Source organism: Pseudomonas flavescens (assembly GCF_013408425.1).
Taxonomy (GTDB): domain Bacteria; phylum Pseudomonadota; class Gammaproteobacteria; order Pseudomonadales; family Pseudomonadaceae; genus Aquipseudomonas; species Aquipseudomonas fulva_A.
The window spans coordinates 4,336,315-4,354,332 of the sequence record NZ_JACBYV010000001.1 but is presented as its reverse complement, the minus strand read 5'-3'; the positions used below and the strand labels follow the sequence as shown (position 1 = coordinate 4,354,332).

Annotated in this window: 13 protein-coding genes; 4 read left to right on the top strand and 9 right to left on the bottom strand. The window is 64.1% G+C overall.

Annotated elements, in window-relative coordinates; all coding sequences use genetic code 11:
* Positions 1-149: 149 nt before the first annotated feature.
* From FHR27_RS19525 to FHR27_RS19490, 8 genes are all read right to left on the bottom strand, one after another.
* Positions 150-398 carry a hypothetical protein gene (locus FHR27_RS19525; RefSeq protein WP_042554226.1) on the bottom strand — a complete coding sequence of 83 codons (249 nt, stop codon included), beginning with the start codon at positions 396-398 and terminating at the stop codon, positions 150-152.
* A gap of 39 nt (positions 399-437) precedes the next feature.
* Positions 438-1,211 (bottom strand): electron transfer flavoprotein subunit beta, encoded by a 774-nt coding sequence (gene etfB / locus FHR27_RS19520; protein WP_179539330.1) that lies wholly within the window; start codon positions 1,209-1,211, stop codon positions 438-440.
* A 77-nt stretch (positions 1,212-1,288) separates the two neighbouring features.
* Complete coding sequence (gene etfA / locus FHR27_RS19515) at positions 1,289-2,518, bottom strand: electron transfer flavoprotein subunit alpha (protein WP_179539329.1); 1,230 nt, start codon at positions 2,516-2,518, stop codon at positions 1,289-1,291.
* Positions 2,519-2,642: 124 nt separating this feature from the next.
* On the bottom strand, positions 2,643-4,601 hold the full coding sequence (gene dgcB / locus FHR27_RS19510) for a dimethylglycine demethylation protein DgcB (RefSeq protein ID WP_179539328.1): 1,959 nt from the start codon (positions 4,599-4,601) through the stop codon (positions 2,643-2,645).
* A 119-nt stretch (positions 4,602-4,720) separates the two neighbouring features.
* On the bottom strand, positions 4,721-6,781 hold the full coding sequence (gene dgcA / locus FHR27_RS19505) for a dimethylglycine demethylation protein DgcA (protein WP_042554230.1): 2,061 nt from the start codon (positions 6,779-6,781) through the stop codon (positions 4,721-4,723).
* Positions 6,782-6,868: 87 nt separating this feature from the next.
* On the bottom strand, positions 6,869-7,399 hold the full coding sequence (locus FHR27_RS19500) for a DUF5943 domain-containing protein (RefSeq protein WP_179539327.1): 531 nt from the start codon (positions 7,397-7,399) through the stop codon (positions 6,869-6,871).
* A gap of 132 nt (positions 7,400-7,531) precedes the next feature.
* Complete coding sequence (locus FHR27_RS19495; protein WP_042554232.1) at positions 7,532-8,509, bottom strand: dipeptidase; 978 nt, start codon at positions 8,507-8,509, stop codon at positions 7,532-7,534.
* 331 nt (positions 8,510-8,840) lie between these two features.
* Positions 8,841-9,800, bottom strand: coding sequence for a GlxA family transcriptional regulator (locus tag FHR27_RS19490; protein ID WP_042554233.1), 960 nt, complete (start codon positions 9,798-9,800; stop codon positions 8,841-8,843).
* A gap of 190 nt (positions 9,801-9,990) precedes the next feature.
* Between FHR27_RS19490 and choX the strand changes: the two genes are divergently transcribed.
* From choX to FHR27_RS19470, 4 genes are all read left to right on the top strand, one after another.
* On the top strand, positions 9,991-10,926 hold the full coding sequence (gene choX, locus FHR27_RS19485; RefSeq protein WP_042554234.1) for a choline ABC transporter substrate-binding protein: 936 nt from the start codon (positions 9,991-9,993) through the stop codon (positions 10,924-10,926).
* 67 nt (positions 10,927-10,993) lie between these two features.
* Positions 10,994-11,878, top strand: a complete 885-nt coding sequence (locus FHR27_RS19480; protein WP_179539326.1) for a 3-keto-5-aminohexanoate cleavage protein — start codon at positions 10,994-10,996, stop codon at positions 11,876-11,878.
* Between the two features lie 22 nt (positions 11,879-11,900).
* Entirely contained in the window at positions 11,901-12,866 is a 966-nt protein-coding gene (locus tag FHR27_RS19475; protein ID WP_179539325.1) for an L-carnitine dehydrogenase, read from the top strand.
* 2 nt (positions 12,867-12,868) lie between these two features.
* On the top strand, positions 12,869-13,339 hold the full coding sequence (locus FHR27_RS19470) for a thioesterase family protein (protein WP_042554237.1): 471 nt from the start codon (positions 12,869-12,871) through the stop codon (positions 13,337-13,339).
* A 520-nt stretch (positions 13,340-13,859) separates the two neighbouring features.
* Here FHR27_RS19470 and FHR27_RS19465 read toward each other — a convergent pair.
* Positions 13,860-17,816: a hypothetical protein gene (locus FHR27_RS19465; protein WP_179539324.1), complete on the bottom strand. Its 3,957-nt coding sequence runs from the start codon at positions 17,814-17,816 to the stop codon at positions 13,860-13,862.
* Positions 17,817-18,018 lie beyond the last annotated feature (202 nt).

Below are 18,018 nucleotides of genomic sequence, written 5' to 3'. Positions count from 1 at the left end.
AAGCATGGACAAAAAACGGACAACTGCCTGCAGCGCCCGTGCTGGCGGGCGGCTGGCAGTTATTCAACAGTTTATCCACAGGCGCATGCACAGTATTTGTGTGCAACGCGTGGCGGTTTGCCGAGCAGGACGGCTGCGCTTGCCCAGCCCTAGCGGCGTGGCACGAGCGCCGGCAGCAGGGTGCGGGAGATGGCTTCGCGCACGGTCGGCAGCACGGTGGCGCTACCGGCGAGTATGTCTTCGACCATGCGGCGCAGGGCCACGGCGCGTTCCGGGCACAGGCCGGTGACCGCGTACTCGCAGGCCTGCTCGGCGCTGGCGCCGCTGGGAATGCTGATGCCCAGGGCTACCAAGCGTTCGCGGAGATCTTCCTGGTCGATCAATTCGGCGTGCATCATCGTCCTGTCCTCGTGGAGTGTGTGAAGATCGGCGCCCCGTCAGCGCAGTACGCCTTCGTCCAGCAACAACTTGAAGATAGCCTCTGCGCCCTCCTGTGGCGAGACGCCGTTGAGCACCTGGCCTGCGCCACCTGAAGCCTTGGCCGTGGCCGCCTTCATGCGCTCGGCACCGGTCTTGGCCTTGATCACCTTCAGGCGCTTGGGTCGCGGACGGGCCGGTTGCCACTGGGCATCGGCATAGAGCGGGTCGTCGACCAGCTCCACCGATTCATTATCCACAGTGCCGCGGCGGGCCGGGCCGAATGCGCTCTGGCGAGCGGCCGGTGCCGCACCGTCGACGCTGGCGACGAAGGGCAGGCGTACCTTGAGCCGGCGCCGTTGCCCCCGGGGTAGTGCCTGCAGCACCTGGGCGCTGCCGCCTTCGATGCTTTCCACTTCCGCCAGGCCAACGATCAGCGGCCAGCCCAGACGCTCGGCCAGCAGGTAGGGCAGCATGCCCGAACCTTCACCGGTTTCCGCCTGGCTGCCGGTCAGCACCAACTGTGCCTTGGCGCGTTGCAGGTGCTCGGCCAGGGCCGGCAGGGCATCGGCCTCGCGAGTCTGTTCGAGGACGCTGAGGCCGGGCAGGCCCATGCCCAGGTAGGCGCGCAGGGTTTCTTCGTGCGGATCGCCGGCATGCACCACATTGAGCTTTTCACCTGCCAGCTTCAGGCCCAGTTCCACGGCGCGGGCATCCTGCTCGGCGCGCCGCGGCCGTCCCGATGCCGGGTGCGCGCCGATGGAGACGAGGGCAACGACGTTCAATTCAGCCATGCTGGAACTCCACCGATACTTGGGATTTCGCGGGCATTTCAATCTCGTGGGAGCGGGCCATGCCCGCGATAGGCTGCTCATGCGGCATCGCGTCTGGCTCCCTGGCGATGGGCTTCGACCCGTTCCATCAAGGCCTGGAGGATGGCGGCGGAGTCGCCGATCACTGCCATGTCCGCTCGCTTGATCATGTCGCAGCCAGGGTCGAGGTTGATCGCCACCACCTTGTCGCAGGCGCCGATGCCTTGCAGGTGCTGGATCGCGCCGGAGATGCCGACCGCCATGTACACGCGGGCGGTGACCCAGGTGCCGGTGGCGCCGACCTGGCGGCCGCGAGGCATGTGGCCGTCGTCCACTGCCACCCGCGAGGCGCCTTCGGTGGCGCCGAGCGTCGCGGCGGCGCGATGGAACAGGGCCCAGTCCTTCACGCCATTGCCGCCGGAGAGGATGAACTCCGCTTCGGCCATGGGAATCTGCGCCGGGTCGACGGCCACCGAGCCCAGGTCTTCGATACGCGGCAGGTTGCGCGCGACCTGCGCCGACAGCTCGACCCGCCGCGCTTCGTGGCGACTTTCGCTGACCGGTTCGGCGCATTCCGCAGCGGCAAGAATGAGGCGGGGTGCTACCTGGGCGATATCTTCGCGGCCCGCGCCAGCACGGCCTGTACTTTGCCCGTCCCGGACCTGCCAGACACGCGTCGCCGGGCGCTCGCCGAGGCTGGCAGCCAGGCGTCGGCCCAGTTCGCCGCCGCCGTTGCGGCTGTCCGGCAGCAACCAGTGACGCGGCGCGAACTGGCTTTCCACGGCACGCAGGGCAAGCACGCGCTGCTCCGGTGAGTAGCCTGCGTACTCATCGCCATCGAGGTGGACCAGACGGTCCACGCCTGCGGTCTCGAAGGTGCTTTCGCGGATTTCGCCAAACACCACGGCAAGTACCGCGCCGTCGTTGCCAGCCAGTTGGTGGGCGAGGCCAAGCAGATCCTTGTCGTGGCTGCTCAGGCGGCCGCCGACCATGTCCGGCACCACGGCGATGACGAACGCTGGCTGCTCGACCACGTGCAGTGGCAACTGCACTTCCGCGCTGGCGCTCTGGCGCTTGTTCGAGCCGCCCTGCTGCGTGCCGCTGCGGTCGATGCGCTTGAGTCCGGCCGGGCCGATGAAGCCGGCGGCAGCGGCGTGCGGATTCTTGCGTACCAGGCCGTTGGGGCCGAGCCACTGGGTCTGCTGAGTCTGCAGGGCGGCGTGCAATGGATGCAGGCGATTGCGTGCGATCCATTCGGCGCGCGGGTCGCGGCGGATCAGGTCACTCATGTCGGCATCTCCACGGCGCTTTTTTGTAGGAGCCGGCTTGCCGGCGATGCGATCTCATCGTTGGCGCAGCGTGTGGCCACTACCGCCCGCAAGCGGGTTCCTACGTGAGTGGGGTGTTCCATCATCACGGCACCTCCGCCAGTTCACGTCGCGGCGCTGGTTGCTTTTGCAGTACGTCGTTTTCGATCAGTACCTCGGCCACCAGCTCGGCGATGTCCTTGATCTGCGGGCGCGGTTCGACCACGCCTTCGAGCATCACGGTGCATTGCGGGCAGCCGACGGCCACCAGTTCGGCACCGGTTTCCTTGATGTCTTCCATGCGCATGTCGGGAATCCGCTGCTTGCCGGGGATGTCGGTGATCGGCGCACCGCCGCCACCGCCACAACAGCGTGAGCGGAAACCGGAACGGGCCATTTCCCTGACTTCGATGCCGATGGCCTTGAGCACCGTGCGCGGCGCCTCATATTCGCCGTTGTAGCGGCCCAGGTAGCAGGGGTCGTGATAGGTCACGCTGCCGCCCTTGTGTTGACCGAGAGGCAGCAGGTCGCGCTGCATCAACGATTCGATGAAGGTGCTGTGGTGCATGACCTGATAATGGCCGCCCAGGGCGCCGTACTCGTTCTTCAGCACGTGAAAGCTGTGCGGGTCGCAGGAGACGATGGTCTTGAACTGGTACTTGGCCAGGGTGGCGATATTGCGGTTGGCCAGTTGCTGGAAGGTCGCCTCGTCGCCGAGACGGCGCGCCACGTCACCGCTGTCGCGTTCCTCCAGGCCGAGCACGGCGAAGTCCACCCCGGACGCCTTGAGGATCTTCACGAAGGCGCGCAGGGTGCGCTGGTTGCGCATGTCGAAGGCGCCGTCGCCGACCCAGAACAGCACGTCGGTGCGTTGTTTCTCGCTGAGCAGCGGCAGGTTCAGGTCAGCGGCCCAGTTCAGCCGTCCGCCCGGTGCGAAGCCGCCCGGGTTGTCGGTGGCGATGAGGTTTTCCAGTACCTCGGCACCCTTGTTCGGCGTCGAGCCTTTCTCCAGGGTCAGGTGGCGGCGCATGTCGACGATGGCATCGACATGCTCGATCATCATCGGGCACTCCTCCACGCAGGCGCGGCAGGTGGTGCATGACCACAGGGTGTCGGCATCGACCAGCGCCTTGCCCTGCAGCGAGACGATGGGCTGATGCGGGCCGCCGCTGTGCTCACCGAGTGGTTTGCCAGGATAGGGCGAGCCGGCGAACTTGGCGTCGCTGCCACCGGCCAGGCCGATGACCATGTCCTGGATCAGTTTCTTCGGGTTCAGTGGCTGGCCAGCCGCGAAGGCCGGGCACATGGCCTCGCACTTGCCGCACTGCACGCAGGCGTCGAAGCCGAGCAACTGGTTCCAGGTGAAGTCGGTGGGTTTTTCCACACCCAGCGGTGCTTTGCGATCGCTCAGGTCGAGTGCCTTGAGGCCGGTGGAGCGACCCCCGCCAAAGCGTTCGCTGCGGCGGTGCCAGGCCAGGTGCAGGGCGCCGGCGAAGGCATGCTTCATCGGCCCGCCCCAGGTCATGCCAAAGAACAGTTCGCACACCCCCCAAGCCACGCCCACGGCCAGGAGTGCCGCAAGCACCCAGCCGCCGAAGTCGGTGGGCAGAATGCCGGCCACCGGCAGCGTGGCGATGAAGAAGCTCGCGGAGAACATCAGCAGGCTTTTCGGCAGGCGCATCCACGGGCCTTTCGACAGCCGCGCCGGCGGATTGCGTCTGCGTTTGGCGACGAACAGGGCGCCAACGAACATGCAGGCCGTCGCGGCCAGCAGGGCGAAGCCAAGGATGCGGTTGTGCAGGCCGAAACCATGCACGACGATCGCCAGCACGGCGGCAAGCACGAAGCCGCCCGCCGTCGCCACGTGGGTTTTCGACATGTAGGCGTCACGCTCGACCACGTGGTGCAGATCGACCAGATAGCGCCGCGGCATGTTCAGCAGGCCGCCGAGCCAGTCGACCTGGGCGGGTCGGCCACGGCGCCACATGAAGAAGCGTTTCGCGGCGCCGAGTACGGCCAGGCCGAGGGCGGCGAAGAGCAGGATGGGGAGAAGGGTGCCAAGCATGGTGAAGCTCCCGCAAGGGTCTTGTAGGAGCTGGCTTGCCAGCGATTCGGGCTCCGCGGTTGTCGCTTGGGCCGCGTTATCGTTCATCGCCGGCAAGCCGGCTCCTACAGGGAGGCTGCTTAAAAATCTTTACAAAGCCGCAGCGCGTCATAGATCGCCGCATGGGTGTTGCGCTGGGCCACGCAGTCGCCGATGCGGAACAGCAGGTAACCCTCACCGGCCTGGCTCAGCGCGGGCTGTGGCTGGATGGCGAACAGCGCGTCGATGTCCATCTGGCCCTTGTTGCGCGAGCCTTCCTTCAGCGCGTAGTACAGGCCCTCGTCCGGGCGCACGCCGTTCTCGACCACCACCTGATCGACCACGCGCTCTTCCCTGGCGCCGGTGTACTCGTTCTCCAGCACGGCGATCTTCTTGTCGCCCTCGGCGTAGACCTTCTCCAGCATCATGTCGCCGGTCATGATCACTTCCTTGGGGTACATGCTGCGGTAGTAGGTCGGGAAACTGGTGCCGCCGATGGCCACGCCCGGCTTGATGTCGTCGGTGACGATCTCGACCTGGGCACCCTTGTCGGCGAGGAAGTCCGCCACCGACATACCGGTGAATTCACAGATGGTGTCGTACACCAGTACGGTCTTGCCCGGCGCCACCTTGCCGCTGAGGATGTCCCAGCTGCTGACCACCAGGCCTTCGGCCGCGCCCCAGTGCTCGACCTGTTCGAGGAACGGGTGGCCGCCATTGGCGAGCACGACGATATCGGCACGCAGGTCGTTGATGGTGTCCACGTCGGCCGCGGTACCCAGGCGCAGGTCTATGCCCAGGCGTGCCAGCTCCAACTGATACCAGCGGGTGATGCCAGCGATCTGGTCACGTTGCGGGGCTTTCGAGGCCAGGGTGATCTGCCCGCCAAGCTGCTCCTGTTTCTCGAACAGGGTCACGTCATGACCGCGTTCGGCGGCCACGCGGGCGGCCTCCATCCCGGCCGGGCCGCCGCCGACGACGACCACTTTGCGTTTCGGCCCGGTGGATTTCTCGATGATGTGCGGCAGGCCCATGTACTCGCGGCTGGTCGCGGCGTTCTGGATGCACAGCACGTCCAGGCCCTGGTACTGGCGGTCGATGCAGTAGTTGGCGCCGACGCACTGTTTGATCTGGTCGATCTGGCCCATCTTGATCTTGGCGATCAGGTGCGGATCGGCGATGTGCGCGCGGGTCATGCCGACCATGTCCACGTAGCCGCCTTCGAGAATGCGCGTGGCCTGGTTCGGGTCCTTGATGTTCTGCGCGTGCAGCACCGGCACGTTGACCACTTCCTTGATGCCAGCCGCCAGGTGCAGGAACGGCTCCGGCGGGTAGCTCATGTTGGGGATGACGTTGGCCAGGGTGTTGTGGGTATCGCAGCCCGAGCCGACCACGCCGAGGAAGTCGAGCATGCCGGTGTCAGTGTAGTACTTGGCGATCTGCTTCATGTCGTCATGGGACAGACCGTCCGGGTGGAACTCGTCGCCGCAGATGCGCATGCCCACGCAGAAATCGTCGCCCACTTCGGCGCGCACGGCCTTGAGCACTTCCATGCCGAACTTCATGCGGCCTTCGAAGCTGCCGCCCCATTCGTCGGTGCGTTTGTTGACCCGTGGCGACCAGAACTGGTCGATCATGTGCTGGTGCACGGCGGACAGTTCGACGCCATCCAGGCCGCCTTCCTTGGCCCGGCGTGCGGCCTGGGCGTAGTTGCCGATCACCCGCCAGATTTCCTCCGGCTCGATGGTCTTGCAGGTGGCGCGGTGCACCGGCTCGCGGATGCCGGACGGCGACATCAGGGTCGGCCAGTGGCCGCCATCCCAGCGCGAGCGACGGCCCATGTGGGTAATCTGGATCATGATCTTGGCGCCATGCTTGTGCATGGCGTCGGCCAGGTTCTGGAAGTGCGGGATGATCCGGTCGGTCGCCAGGTTCACCGATGCCCACCAGTGCTGCGGGCTGTCGATGGCCACCACCGAGGAACCACCGCAGATGGCCAGGCCGATGCCGCCCTTGGCCTTCTCCTCGTAGTACTTCACGTAGCGCTCGGTGGTCATGCCGCCGTCGGTGGCATACACCTCCGCGTGCGCGGTGGAGAGCACGCGGTTACGGATGGTCAGTTTGCCGATCTGGATCGGCTGGAACATTGCTTCGAAGGCCATGACCTTCTCCTCGATTCGGCGGCTAAGCGTTCACGGTTCTGTTTTTATGGGTGGGAGCGGGCGGGGACGCTCCCACTCTGGTGACCGTTAGAGCGGACGGGTAACGAACAGGCCATCTTCGTGGCCTTCTTCGGAGCCGCCATATTCCTGCACGGTGACGGTACGCAGGGCGCTGCCCCTGGCCGCAAGGATCTGGTCGAGGGCACCGGAAAACCAGCCGGTGAACATGTAATCGACCTTGCGGCCGACCTTGCCGTACACGTACACGAAGGCCGAGTGCTTGAGCTTCACTTCCGCGTAGCCGGCATCGATATCCAGCTTCTGGATCTCGAACAGCCCCCAGCCGCGCTGCGACAGGCGCTTCATGTAGTGCTCGAACACCGCTGCGCCTTCGATGCCGTGGCACTCGGCTTCCTTCTCGCACCAGTGCCAGGCGGACTTGTAGCCAGCCTTGTAGAGAATCTCGGCGTACTTGTCGGCGCCGAGTACCTCCTCGATACCCATGTGATTGTTGACGAAGAAATGCCGCGGTACGTAAAGCATCGGCAGGGCGTCGGTGGTCCAGACGCCGGTTTCGTCGTCGACCTGGATGGGCATTTCGGGGGCGTGGGTGGCCATATGTTGTTAACTCCAGAATTCGTTGTCTTGCATGTTTGAACGGTGCGGATGAATGCCTGTGGAGCCGTAGCGAGCACGCCGCGAGGACGCGCCGCAGCTATCGGTGGGCGCAGTAGGCTGCGCAGGTATTCATCATTCGCCCCAGACGTCGGCGAGTACCCTCACCCAGTTCTCGCCCATGACCTTGCGCACGGTGCGTTCGCTCATGCCGCGCTTGAGGAGGGTTTCGGTGAGGTTGGGGAATTCGCCTACGGTGCGGATGCCAAGCGGGTTGACGATCTTGCCGAAGTTGGTAAGGCGGCGGGCGTAGCCCTTGTCGTGGGTCAGGTACTCGAAGAAGTCCTGGCCGTGGCCCTGGGTGAAGTCGGTGCCGATGCCGATGGCGTCTTCGCCGACGATGTTCATCACGTACTCGATGGCTTCGGCGTAGTCGTCGATGGTCGAGTCGATGCCTTTGGCCAGGAAGGGCGCGAACATGGTCACGCCAACGAAGCCGCCGTGGTCGGCGATGAACTTCAGCTCGGCGTCGGACTTGTTGCGCGGGTGTTCTTTCAGGCCGGACGGCAGGCAGTGGGAGTAGGTGACGGGCTTGGTGGATTCGAGGATGACTTCCTCGCTGGTCTTGCTGCCGACGTGGGACAGGTCGCACATCACGCCGACGCGGTTCATCTCGGCGACGATCTCGCGACCGAAGCCGGACAGCCCGCCGTCACGCTCGTAACAGCCGGTGCCGACCAGATTCTGGGTGTTGTAGCACATCTGCACGATGCCCACGCCGAGCTGCTTGAAGATCTCCACGTAGCCGATCTGGTCCTCGAACGCATGGGCATTCTGGAAGCCGAAGAGGATGCCGGTCTTGCCCAGTTCCTTGGCGCGGCGGATGTCGGCGGTGCTGCGCACCTGCATCACCAGGTCGCTGTTCTCGCGGATCAGTTTCTGGCTGGAGGCGATGGCATCGATGGTTTCCTGAAAATCCTCCCAGACCGACACCGTGCAGTTGGCCATCGTCAGGCCGCCCTTGCGCATGTCTTCGAACAGTTCACGGTTCCACTTGGCGATGATCAGACCGTCGATGACGATGCTGTCGGCGTGCAATTCGGCTGGGCTCATCAGGCTGCTCCCCTTGATTGGTGGCACCAGATTCGTTGCTGGCGCTTTGTGGGGAGCATATGCCTCGACGCCCGATCGACCGGGTGCAAAAACGACTGGGGGATTGCCGAAAGCGTCAAGGCGAAGTCGTGAATGGATAAGCCTCTCTGGGCAGGCCTGTTCCAGAGCAGGGGATGACCGGCATGCAACTACAAGGCGATAGCCGCCGTTCGCCGATCCAATGTGGGAGCGCGCCATGCGCGCGAAAAATCGCGGGCATGGCCCGCTCCCACAGATACTGCACCGATGACCGCTTACGCCACTTTGCAGCCCGTAGGCTGCTTGCGCCTTTTCACGGTCGTAGGGTGGGTGGGGCCGTTTCGTGTCGATCCTGGCGCGGGCTGACGGCGAAGCGGGTGCGGTAGCGGCGGGCGAAGTAGGAGGCCGACTCGAAGCCGCAGGCCAGCGCCACCTCCAGCACGCTGAGGTCGCTCTGGCGCAACAGATGGCGTGCCTTGTCGAGCCGCAGGCCGAGGTAGAAGGTGATGGGCGTGGTGTTCAGGTGCTGACGGAACAGCCGCTCCAGTTGTCGGGTGGTGATGCCCACCGTGTCGGCCAGTTGCCCGGGAGAACGAGGCTCCTCGGTGCAGCGCTCCATCTCGGCGATCACCAGAGCCAGCTTCTTGTCGTGGATGCCATAGCGGCTGCTGACCTGCATGCGCTGGTGATCCAGCCGCGTACGGATGCGGCCGAGCACGAACTGCTCGGATACCTGAATCGACAGCGGCTCGCCATGGTCGCGGCCGATCAGCCCGAGCATCAGGTCGAGGCTGCTGGTGCCGCCTGCACTGGTGATGCGCCGGCCATCGATTTCGAACAGTTCCTGGGTCGGCTGCAACTGTGGATAACGTTCGCGAAAGGCATCCAGCGCCTCCCAGTGCAGGGTGAAGCGCTGCCGTGTTTCCAGCAGCCCGGCCTCGGCCAGCACGAAGCTGCCGGTGTCGATGCCGCCCAGCACCCGGCACTCCCGATCCGCTCGGCGCAGGCGGCTCGCCAACTGCGGGCTGAACGTCGCCAGCGGATCGAAACCGGCCACCACGAACAGGCTGGCATCCGCCAACTCGTCATCCAGAGCGTCGTCGACATTCAGCGACATGCCGTTGCTGGCCGGTACGGCCTGGCCATCGTCGCTGAGCAGGCGCCAGCTGTAGTGTGCGTGAAAGCGATTGGCAACCCGCAACGGCTCGATGGCGGACATCAGCCCCATCATCGAAAACCCAGGCAGCAGGAAGAAACAGAAGTGGTGCGACATGGCGGAGCCCCGCGTGTGGAATCCGCATCTAACGGCAGGAGCGCTCTCCGATCAAGTCGGTATGGTCTGGATTTGTGTCGATATAGTGCGAATCGCTTGCCGGGTATCTGCGTAAGGTGCATGCATCGGAATCACGCTTTTCCGGTCACGGTACTAAAAACCAGATCAAACCGTTGAGAGGAGCCTATCGATGAAAGCGCTTACCGCATTCGCAGCGTGCTGCACGCTTACCCTGTTGAGTACGCCCTTGCTGGCCGCCGACGAGGAGAGTTGCAAGACCGTTCGCCTTGGCGCCGTCGGCTGGACGGACGTCGTCGCCACCACCGCCGTGGCCAGCGAACTGCTGCAGGGCCTCGGCTATGAAACGACCCAGACCCAGGCGTCGCAGCAGATCATCTTCGCCGGCATTCAGAAGGGTCAGGTCGACGCCTTTCTCGGCTACTGGAAGCCGATCATGGACGACAACATCAAGCCCTTCCTCGATTCCGGCGCGGTGAAGGTGGCCGAGCAGCCGTCGTTGAACGACGCCGTTGCGGTGCTCGCCGTGCCCAGTTACGCCGCCGAGCAGGGCCTCAGGACCCTGGCCGATATCCCGCGCTTCAAGAGCCAGCTGGACGGCAAGATCTACGGTATCGAGGCCGGTTCCGGCGCCAATATGGCGATCCAGAAGATGATCGACCAGAACCGCTTCGGTCTCGGTGAGTTCAAGCTGGTGGAATCCAGCGAGGCCGGCATGCTCGCCGCCGTGGGCCGTGCGGTGCGCAGCGAGAAACCGGTGGTGTTCTTCGGCTGGAAGCCGCATCCGATGAACCTGCAGATGCCGATCACCTACCTGAGCGGCACCGAAGGGGTGTTCGGCCCCAACGACGGGGCTGCGACGGTTTCCACGGTGACGTCGCCGGACTACGCCCAGCGCTGCCCCAACGCCAATCGCCTGCTGACCAGCCTGCGTTTCACCAGTGAGCAGGAGGCCGAGCTGATGCAGCCGATCATGGATCGCCAGGCACCGGACAAGGTGGCGCGTGAGTGGATTGCCGCCAACCCCGAGGCCGTCGCCGGCTGGCTGGAAGGCGTCACTACCCGTGACGGCAAGCCTGCCGCCGAAGCCCTGAACGCCAACCGCTAATCCCATCCCGTGTCGTTACCGTGCTTGCGCGGTGGCGGCGTTCGCCCCGAAGAAGAGGAGATCGAACATGAACAATGAAGTCATCATCACCTGTGCGGTCACCGGCGCTGGCGATACCGTTGGCCGTCATCCGGCCATTCCGGTCACCCCGAAGCAGATCGCCGCCGCTGCCATCGAGGCCGCCAAGGCCGGTGCCACTGTCGCCCACTGTCATGTTCGTGATCCGCAGACCGGCAAGCCGAGCCGCGACGGGGCGTTGTACCGCGAGCTGGTCGAGCGCATCCGCGAGAGCGACACCGACGTGATCATCAACCTCACTGCCGGCATGGGGGGCGACCTGGAGATCGGCCGGGGCGAACAGCCGCTGGAATTTGGCACCGGTACCGATCTGGTCGGCCCGCTGACCCGCCTGGCCCATATCGAGGAGCTGCTGCCGGAGATCTGCACCCTGGATTGCGGCACCCTGAATTTCGGCGACGGCGACTTCATCTACGTCTCCACCCCGGCGCAGCTGCGCGCTGGTGCCAAGCGCATCACCGAGCTGGGCGTGAAGGCCGAGCTGGAAATCTTCGACACCGGCCACCTGTGGTTCGCCAGGCAAATGATCAAGGAAGGCCTGCTGGACGACCCGCTGATCCAGCTGTGCCTGGGGATTCCCTGGGGCGCACCGGCGGACACCACGACCATGAAGGCCATGGTCGACAACCTGCCACCGGGCCTGACCTGGGCCGGCTTCGGCATTGGCCGCATGCAGATGCCCATGCTCGCTCAGGCCATGCTGCTGGGCGGCAACGTGCGCGTCGGCCTGGAAGACAACATCTGGCTGGACAAGGGCGTGCCGGCCAGCAACGGCTCGCTGGTCGAGCGTGCGGCCGAGATCATCGAGCGTCTTGGCGGGCGGGTGCTGAGCCCGGCCGAAGGGCGCGAAAAGATGAACCTGAAAAAACGCTGAGCCTTTAGCCTGGAGCTTGGAAATGTCCTTCATTACCGATATCAAAATCTTCGCCGCCCTCGGCACCGGCGTGATCGGTGCGGGCTGGGTCGCCCGTGCCCTGGCCCATGGCCTCGACGTGCATGCCTGGGACCCGGCGCCGGGCGCCGAAGCGGCGCTGCGCACACGCATCGCCAATGCCTGGCCGGCCCTGCAGAAGCAGGGGCTGGCGCCAGGAGCAACGCTGGATCGACTGCGCTTTTTCGATGACCTCGATGCCTGTGTTGCCGATGCCGACTTCATCCAGGAGAGCGCACCCGAACGCCTCGAGCTCAAGCTCGACCTGCACGCCCGGATCAGCGCCGCCGCGCGCCCCGATGTGATCATCGGCTCCAGCACCTCCGGCCTGCTGCCCAGCGAGTTCTATGCCGGGGCGCATCACCCGGAACGCTGTGTGGTCGGCCATCCGTTCAACCCGGTGTACCTGTTGCCGCTGGTGGAGGTGGTCGGTGGCCAGCGCACCGCGCCTGAGGCCGTGCAGGCCGCCAGCGCCATCTACCGCGCGCTGGGTATGCGCCCGCTGCACGTGCGCAAGGAAGTCCCGGGTTTCATCGCCGACCGCCTGCTCGAGGCGCTGTGGCGCGAGGCGCTGCACCTGGTCAACGATGGTGTGGCCACCACCGGTGAGATCGACGACGCGATCCGCTTCGGTGCCGGGCTGCGCTGGTCGTTCATGGGCACCTTCATGACCTACACCCTGGCGGGCGGCGACGCCGGCATGCGCCACTTCATGGCCCAGTTCGGGCCGGCGCTGAAGCTGCCTTGGACCTATCTGCAAGCTCCTGAGCTGACCGAAGCGCTGATCGACGATGTGGTCACCGGTACCGGCGTGCAGCAGGGCCAGCGCAGCATCGCCGAGCTGGAGCGCTACCGCGACGACTGCCTGCTGGCGGTACTCGATGCCGTGCGCCAGACCAAGGCGCGCCATGGTTTCACCTTCGAGGAATGAGCATGCTGCCCGTTACTTACCGAACCGCGGTGCAGGCCGACTGGGTCGACTACAACGGCCACCTGCGCGATGCCTACTACCTGCTGATCTGCAGCTTCGCCACCGATGGGCTGATGGAGCTCCTCGGTCTCGACGAGGCAGGCAGGGCGCGTACCGCGCATACGCTCTACACGCTGGAGTGCCACCTCAATTTTCTCGCCGAGGTGAAACTTGGTGTGGGCGTTCAGGTGCGCAGCCAACTGCTCGGCCATGACCGCAAGCGCCTGCACATCCATCACCTGATCGAGCGCTGCGACGACGGGCAGACAGTGGCCGAAAGCGAACAGATGCTGATGAACATCGACACCGCCAGCGGCCGCTCGGCGCCCTTCGATGAACAGGTCGCCAGGCGCGTCGCCGAACTGGCCGATTCGCAGCGAGACATGCCGCGCTCCGCGTATGTCGGCCGGGTGATCGGGTTGCCGGTTGGATAGCGCTGCCGGCCCGGGCCTCAGCGGGGCCCTTGAAGCCAAACCGCGCGCCGTAGGGTGGGCTTCAGCCCACCACCGACAACGCCCGCGGCCCGAAACTCCGAGCCGCATGCTCTGAATAGCCAGCCAACATCGGCGTTGAATGGCTTTGGTGGGCTAAAGCGCCACCCTACGGTTGATGCCCCTGGGGGTAGGGTGGGCTTCAGCCCACCATCGACAACGTCCACAGCCCGAAGCTCCGAGCCGCATGCTCTGAATAGCCAGCCACCATCGGCGTTGAATGGCTTTGGTGGGCTAAAGCGCCACCCTACGGTTGATGCCCCTGTGGAGTAGGGTGGGCTTCAGCCCACCACCGACAACGCCCACCGCCCGAAGCTCCGAGCCGCATGCTGAATAGCCAGCCACCATCGGTATTGATGGCTTTGGTGGGCTAAAGCGCCACCCTACGGTTGATGCCCCTGGGGAGTAGGGTGGGCTTCAGCCCACCAGAGGAGTCCATTGCCAATCGAACCGTTCTGGCCAATCAACCGCGCATCACCCGCCAGGCCGGTGTGTTTTCGTTGGGGTTGTAGGTCAGGTCGCTCTTGTCGGTTTTCTCCACGCCGATGGCTTTCAACCAGGTTTCCAGGTCGCCGGTACTGATCTTGCCGTCACGTTTGTCGTTCTTGGCCAGGTTGTCGAGCTGGTCGAAGAAGCCCTGATTGTCGAGCAGGAAGCGCGCCGCCTCCTTCTCGGCGTCGCTGCCATCGCCGTTGGCGATCTTCTCCAGGTCTTTCTTGCTGACGATGGCGTCCTTGCCGTTCCAGTCGTCCCAGCGATCACGGATGGTGTCGATGATGCCCTTGTGCTCGTCGAAGAAGGCTCGGTCGTACTGGTCCTCATGGGCGCCGACCATCTTCAGCCAGGTATTGAGATCGTTGGTGCTTACCTTGCCATCCTGGCCGCCCTTGCCCCACTGGGTATCGAGCTGGTCGAAGAACTCGCTGTTGTCGAGCAGGAAGCGTGCGGCCGCCTTCTCTTCGTCGCTGCCGTCGCCGTTGGCGATCTTTTCCAGGTCCTTCTTGCTGACGATGGCGTCCTTGCCGTTCCAGTCGTCCCAGCGCTCGCGGATGGTGTGCATGACTTCGCGATTGTCCTGATAGAAGTCCTTGTCGAACTTGGCCAGGTGCATGTCGTCATCCAGACGGTTGATGGATGAGCCACCTTCCTGGGGCGTTTCCTTGAAGTGCTCCCATTCATCCTTCTGGTAGTCGTAGATGCTCTGCCCTGCCGGGGCGTCGCGGCCTTCGTACTCGTAGAAGCTGTAGCGCGCGTACTCGAGCTTGTCGCCCCAGTCTTCCTGGGTCAGGCCGAGTTCGGCGAGATCCTTGAACCACTGGCCTTCCTTGTCGGTGGCTTTCTGTTTTTTCTCGTGGTCGACGAAGATGCCGATAATGCCGGCGATCAGCCCGAGGCCCGCGGTGATCAGAAACAGCGGGCCGGTCGCTCCAGCCAGCGCGCCGATGCTGGCGAACAGGCCGGCGGTGCCGATCACGCCGGCCGTTGTGCCCGCCACGCCGCTGATGATCTGCAGGGCACCAGCCGCCTTGCCCATATCGCTGTTGTTGGCGATGGCGTCCTTGATCGCGTAGCCGCCCATGACGATATCCGCAACGCTGAGAATGTCCGGTGCCACGCCCAACACCTTGGTCAGCGTGCCGCCAATCTTTGCCGCCAGGCCGGGCTTGATGGACGGCACGTCTACCGCGCCGTTGGGGCTCAGGGCGTCGCGAACGGTCGCGTTGTCGACGACGCTCTGCGCCGGAGGATTGTTGCGGATGGCATCGTTGATCGGTTCGATGGCGTCATCGAGCACGTCCGCTGCGGGTGGTGGGCGGTTGTCCTGCTCGTACATCTGTTCGATGGCCTGACGATCCAGCTCCACGTCTGCACCGGGTGCCGCCGAGGCACGCTCACTCATCACCCGCTCGAAGGATTCGACACTGGGTGGAGCGATATTGCGCTCTTCGAAGAACTCCACCGCATCTTCGTAGACCGAATAGCCTGAGGATGTCGTGGAGGGCGGCAGCGGACGACTGGCTGCGTTTTCCAGGTGATCGGCGAACTCGAGAATCGAAGCATCGTCGGGCACCTGCCCCAGACCCGCCGCGGCCTGTCTTTCGGCGATGCTCTGATTGATGGTGTCCTCGGTTATCACGAGGTTCTGCTCGTTGGCGAGCTGATTGAGGCTGTTGTAGCGCGAGTAGTCTGCGGGTGGATTGCCGCCGGCACGCTGGACGACGTCGTCCAGCAGGGCGCGAATGCCGTCGTCGTCCAGGGGGCCGATGCCTGCGGCTTCAGCCGAAAGCCTGACCTGATCGAGTACGTTGCCGCCGCCACCACCATTCAGCGAGCCGAGCTCGATGACGCTGTTGGCGCGGCTCTCTACCGCGTCGGGGATACCGGAGATGCCGCGTTCGCGCAGGAAGCCTTCGATCGTCTTGCCGATCGTGCCATTTTCCTTGCCCCAGATTTCCGGCAGCGTTTTGCTCAGGCCCAGCAGTTCGGCGGTATTGGTCTTGGTGAACTTGTCGAAGATCTTGGTCTTTTCGAACTGCGCACCGCCACTGAGGAAGGTGATGAAATCCTTGGCGATGGCCAGGCGTTCCAATGGCTCGTCGGACAGTTGACCGTTCTTGGCCGAAAGCATGTAAATCGCGCCGCCCAGCGAGCCGAACGCGGAGATGGTACCAAGTACGCCGTACTGGTTGAGCGTGCCTATGGCCCTGGTGAAGTCATCCTTGCTGACTTCCGCCGGGATGTATTTGGTTTGTAGCTGCTGGTCGAAATCAGCCTGGCTGATGGTGCCGTTGTTGAGCTGATTGCTGAGCTCGACGAAGTCGGCCATCTTGGTCTTGTCGTTGAGCAGTTCGTTGTAGAACTTCTCGATGCTGTCCTGGACGCGGCGAGGGATGTCGGCGGACTTGAGCACGGTCTTTATCAGCGCCCCCATGTCCTTGTAGGCCATCTCCTTGTATTCGTCGGGGATCGCTCCAGGGTCGCCGACCAGGGTATCGATCTCGACCAGGATACTGTTCTGCTTGAGCTCCGACTCGGCCTTGCGGGCGCGCTCCGGGTCGAGCAGTTCGAGGCTCGAAGCGAGGCGGGCGACTTCCGATTGGCCCTCGCTGTCGAGCCCCTGTTTCTTCATGTCCGCGAGGTATTCGACGAAGTCCAGACTGGTCAGGGTTTCGTAGATCTCGTCGGCCAGCTTGGTCTTGTCCTCGCCGCTGATTTTCTCGATGGCACTGTCCAGCTCGGCCTGGAATTCCTTGCCGATCTTGTCCTTCTCGCCGTCGCCGCTGGTGAACATTTCGCTGAGCAGCTTATCCACCGAGTTGCCGTTGAGGATGTCCTGCATATCCTCTTCGCTCAGCGTCTCGCCATCGGTGTCGAACTTCCGCCAGGTGGTGTCGCCACCGCGTGGGTCTTCGATGTAGGGGGTGATGCGGTGCCCGCTTTCCATGGCTGCCTTGGCCTCGATGGCCTTGACCAGCTTGTAGACGTCGCTGTCCTTGTCGACCTTGCCGTCGTCGATGAGCTTCTTGTACTTGTCGAGCAGGTTCTTGGTGGCCAGCTCGACCACCGTCATCTCTTCCTTGTCGTCCTTGTTGGCCTTCTCGCCGCTGCTCTGGCCGAGCAGATCCAGTGCATCGAGGTCGGGCAGGTCGTACTTGTCACGAAGGTCCTGGATCGAGTCGCCGCCTTTGACGTGGTCACTCCACATCCCGGCGACCCGGTCGTACATTTCCTTGTTTTCGTGTTCGGATACGACGTACTTCTTGCCGTCCTTGGTCTCGAACTGGATGACCCCGTTGCCGAACTCGTCCGGGCTACCCCAGACGGCAATGTCGTGCTCGGCCACATAGGTGTCGGCACCGGCGACTTCACGGCCATCGGCCACGCGCTGCTCGAGGGTATAGCGTGACAGGCCGATCTGCTGCACCGAAGCGAACAGCTCTGGGGTCAGTGCTTTGGAGACGCTGACGGTTTCGCCGTTGGTGGTGATGTAGGTGATCACCTCGGTGTCTTCGAGATTGCCCTGCCACTTGAACTGGGTGTAGTCGCCCGCCTTCTGCACCTCGGTATTGCGGTCGGCGATAGCGTGGTCGTCGCCCATCGCCGCGACCACCTGGGCCTTCTGCTCGGGGGACTGGTTGAGGGCATGCAGGTTGAGCAGGAACTTGTACAGCTCGGGGTTGACCGAGCGGTCCACCACCACGCCCTGACCATCCAACTGGTAACGGATCTTTCCATCCTTGGGCGCTTCGACCTGGGTCTTGTCCACTGGCGGCCACGTCTCGTTGTCGGTAGCGACGCGGTCTTCCTTGGGCTTGGGATTACCTTCGGCCTTCAGGCTCAGACGCATGACGTTGTCGAAACGCAGGCCGTCACCGCCTGCCTGATCGTTGGGGCCTTTGCTCAGTGGTTTCACGCTCACGGTGGTTTCCTCGCGAAAGTGGAAGCGCGTGGCCGGGCTGCTTCGCAGAGAAAACCGCGTGTGTGCCGATGGCCGGGACTGCCTCGATTGTTTCGCTTACGGGCGTGAAATGCTGTGAAACATTCCGTTCATAAACCGAACGGGCAGGGAGAGGCCCCGCGGAGCATTGGTAGGTTAAAGGCGAAAGCCGCCGTTCGTAGTC

Bases quoted from the DNA above. Each gene is read 5' to 3' on its own strand.
- FHR27_RS19525 (WP_042554226.1), bottom strand. From the start codon at position 398: ATGATGCACGCCGAATTGATCGACCAGGAAGATCTCCGCGAACGCTTG.
- FHR27_RS19495 (WP_042554232.1), bottom strand. From the start codon at position 8,509: ATGAGCCCAGCCGAATTGCACGCCGACAGCATCGTCATCGACGGTCTG.
- choX (WP_042554234.1), top strand. From the start codon at position 9,991: ATGAAAGCGCTTACCGCATTCGCAGCGTGCTGCACGCTTACCCTGTTG.
- etfB (WP_179539330.1), bottom strand. From the start codon at position 1,211: ATGGCTGAATTGAACGTCGTTGCCCTCGTCTCCATCGGCGCGCACCCG.
- FHR27_RS19470 (WP_042554237.1), top strand. From the start codon at position 12,869: ATGCTGCCCGTTACTTACCGAACCGCGGTGCAGGCCGACTGGGTCGAC.
- FHR27_RS19480 (WP_179539326.1), top strand. From the start codon at position 10,994: ATGAACAATGAAGTCATCATCACCTGTGCGGTCACCGGCGCTGGCGAT.
- dgcB (WP_179539328.1), bottom strand. From the start codon at position 4,601: ATGCTTGGCACCCTTCTCCCCATCCTGCTCTTCGCCGCCCTCGGCCTG.
- FHR27_RS19475 (WP_179539325.1), top strand. From the start codon at position 11,901: ATGTCCTTCATTACCGATATCAAAATCTTCGCCGCCCTCGGCACCGGC.
- etfA (WP_179539329.1), bottom strand. From the start codon at position 2,518: ATGAGTGACCTGATCCGCCGCGACCCGCGCGCCGAATGGATCGCACGC.
- dgcA (WP_042554230.1), bottom strand. From the start codon at position 6,781: ATGGCCTTCGAAGCAATGTTCCAGCCGATCCAGATCGGCAAACTGACC.
- FHR27_RS19490 (WP_042554233.1), bottom strand. From the start codon at position 9,800: ATGTCGCACCACTTCTGTTTCTTCCTGCTGCCTGGGTTTTCGATGATG.
- FHR27_RS19500 (WP_179539327.1), bottom strand. From the start codon at position 7,399: ATGGCCACCCACGCCCCCGAAATGCCCATCCAGGTCGACGACGAAACC.